This is a genomic window from Streptomyces sp. NPDC088354 (assembly GCF_044753585.1).
Taxonomy (GTDB): domain Bacteria; phylum Actinomycetota; class Actinomycetes; order Streptomycetales; family Streptomycetaceae; genus Actinacidiphila.
The window spans coordinates 1-2,010 of record NZ_JBIVNJ010000144.1 but is presented as its reverse complement, the minus strand read 5'-3'; the positions used below and the strand labels follow the sequence as shown (position 1 = coordinate 2,010).

The 2,010-nt window shown below is 67.7% G+C and carries 2 protein-coding genes; both read right to left on the bottom strand.

Annotated features, from left to right (window positions below):
- Window positions 1–130 precede the first annotated feature (130 nt).
- Complete coding sequence (locus ACIP98_RS42350; RefSeq protein WP_401982212.1) at window positions 131–655, bottom strand: Ig-like domain-containing protein; 525 nt, start codon at window positions 653–655, stop codon at window positions 131–133.
- A gap of 277 nt (window positions 656–932) precedes the next feature.
- The gene (locus ACIP98_RS42345) at window positions 933–1,739 is read right to left on the bottom strand and encodes an IPT/TIG domain-containing protein (protein WP_401982210.1); all 807 of its coding nucleotides are present in this window, start codon (window positions 1,737–1,739) and stop codon (window positions 933–935) included.
- Window positions 1,740–2,010 lie beyond the last annotated feature (271 nt).

Below are 2,010 nucleotides of genomic sequence, written 5' to 3'. Positions count from 1 at the left end.
CATTCAGCGGTGAGCAGGCTGCTGACGGTCAGCATGCAGCAAGGCCCGGCAATGCGTCGGGTGGTGACGTTCCGGCTCCTACGGGACGGCCTTGCAAGCGCCCCCGGAGGTCGCCACGCCATCAAATTGACTAGAGCTGGCACCAGTGGCTGCTATTGGCATCGCTGAGGCCACCCCAGAAAATGGGAAACGAGGGGAACGACGGCGTTGACGGACGCGTGGGGCAGGGGTGGTGGGTACCAGGCGGATGAGCGTGGCCGTCCCGGCACGGGAGCGGTCCCCATGGGCAGTCCTCGGCCGCAGTTACCGCGACTGTCGCCGTGGCGTTCGAGGCGAAGCAGTTGTCGTTTCCGTTGTACGCAGCGGTGATCGTGTGGGTGCCCGTGGTCGCGAAGGTGGCCGTGAAGTTGGCTTGCCCGTTGGCTCCGACTGGCACGGTTGCCAGGGTGTCGGCACCGTCGAAGAATGTCATGCCGAGACCGCCGCTGGGATCACCGGTGCAGGTCACGGTCGCTGTCAGTTGCACAGGTGCCCCGGTGACGGCAGTCGAGGGCGATGCTTGGACGGCCGTCGTCGAGGGCACGGCTGCCGCTGCCGGCGAAGCGAACCCCACGATCGCCGCTATAGCCGCAAAGGCTCCGGCCTTCCACGTCATTCGCGGTTCCCAACGCTTCACGAAAATCGGCTCCTTGTTCGGCTGCAGTCGGCAGTTCTGCAGTTCGTGTCGAGGAGCGTCACATTACGTCCCGCTGTCAGTTGCCGCATTTCCGGGGAGCGGTGACCTTTCACCCGCGCGGGTGATCGGCGCAGTGATGATCTGGGCGATCCATGCAGGATCCATGGCGGACAAGCACTCCCTTTTCCTGGTCTTTCCAGGAGCTGTCCGCCGTTGAACCGGTGGGTATCCGCGACGGGGAGTGGTGGACCGTTCCCTAGATGACGGGAGGAGCAAGGCGGGTGTAGGTCAGTGAGTTGCTCGTACCCCCTGGGGTGGTGACGTTGACGGGAACGGGGCCGGGGGTTCCGGCGGGGGCGAGTGCTGCGATGGCCGTGTCGGACAGAACGGTGAATGCTGCGGATGCGGCACCGAAGTGGACGGCGGTCGTGGTGGTCAGTCCCGTGCCGCTGAGGGTGACGCCGGATCCCGCATCGGTTGGTCCCTGGGCTGGGGAAAGCAGACTGAGGACCGGTGTTCCCACGTAGGTGTAGATGACGGCGTTGCTCGTGCCCCCCGGGGTGGTGACGGTGACAGGAACGGCGCCCGAACCCGCAGGGGCAACCGCCGTGATCTGCGTGGGCGAGTTGACGGTGTAGGACGTGGCGGCCGTACTGCCGAACCTCACCGCCGTCGCCCCGCCGAGGTCTGTACCGGTCAGGACGACCGTCGTACCACCGGAAGCCGGCCCCCCACTCGGCGAAACAGACGTGAGAACGGGCACCACCGCATAGGTGTACGTCACCGCATTACTCGTACCCCCCGGCGCCGTGACCGTGACAGCCACCGCACCCGAACCCGCCGGCGCCACCGCCGTGATCTGCGTGGACGAATTGACGGTATATCCCAGTGCCGGGTTGGCGCCGAACCTGACGGCGGTGATTCCTGTGAAGCCGCTACCGGTCAGGATGACGGTGTTGCCGCCCGCCGCGGGGCCGGTGTTGGGTACGGCCGAGGTGAGAGCGGGAGCGGCGGCGACGGCGGTCGGTTGTGCCGGTCCCGCTGGAGGAGCGTTGTCTTTCACGGGGTTCTCCGTACGATGTCGGACGGCCCGGGGGCCTGTCGTTAGTCTTTTCTCGGGCCCGCGCGAGCCGGGAGGTCCGTCCTCGCTCGTGTCCGGTCGTTGGCAGTGTGCGGGGCGGGGCCCCGGCCCGTGTGGGGGTTTCCGGGCCGGGGCCTGGGAGGCGGGCGGAACCCGATGGGTTACCGTCCGCTCCGGGCCGGTCCATGGGGGCCGGCCGCTGGGGTGCGGTCAGATGCCCGGGCCCGCGACGTAGGTGAACGCGTCCGTTGCG

Bases quoted from the DNA above. Each gene is read 5' to 3' on its own strand.
- ACIP98_RS42350 (WP_401982212.1), bottom strand. From the start codon at position 655: ATGACGTGGAAGGCCGGAGCCTTTGCGGCTATAGCGGCGATCGTGGGG.